The organism is Burkholderia sp. SIMBA_062 (assembly GCF_046534765.1).
Taxonomy (GTDB): Bacteria; Pseudomonadota; Gammaproteobacteria; order Burkholderiales; family Burkholderiaceae; genus Burkholderia; species Burkholderia ambifaria.
Genome location: NZ_JAWRYD010000109.1, coordinates 1 through 523 on the forward strand (window position 1 = coordinate 1; position 523 = coordinate 523).

General features: G+C 38.4%; 1 protein-coding gene. It reads right to left on the reverse strand.

Annotation, left to right across the window (positions count from 1 at the left end):
- Positions 1-523: glycosyltransferase (locus tag SB786_RS35605; protein ID WP_410731485.1), on the reverse strand; the 523-nt coding region annotated here is incomplete at both ends.

A 523-nucleotide genomic window follows, 5' to 3' on the forward strand; every position in this document is an offset into this window, starting at 1 on the left:
TTTCCTCATCGCTAAAAACATGTTTAATGTCCAATGAGAAATCCTGCCAGCTTCTTAACTTATGTTTATTCTCTTCAATGATATTTAATCTCTGCTGATAATATTCATCATCAATCATAAGTTTTTTAAATTCATTGTAATATTCTTTATAATTCGGATATTCAACAGCAACAGTCATACCATATCCAGCTTCTTTAAGAGAAGAGGTATCAAAGTGCAGGCAAGGTTTGCCAAGTGACAGCGATTCACCTAGTGGCAGGCCCCAACCCTCATAATGTGAAGGGAATACAGTGAATCGGCAATTCTTATACAGTTCGGCGATCTCAGCATCCGAGGCGTCATGCAAAACGATAACACTGCCATAGACATGGCCAGAATAGGTGAGCTGTTTAGCTAACTCTTCAGTATCCCATAACCATTTACCAGCAATTACCAACTTCTGGTTTGCATACTCCGGACTGTTGAAGAACTTAATCCAGGTAAGAATAAGATTTACGTGGTTTTTTCGTGATTCAATAGAACC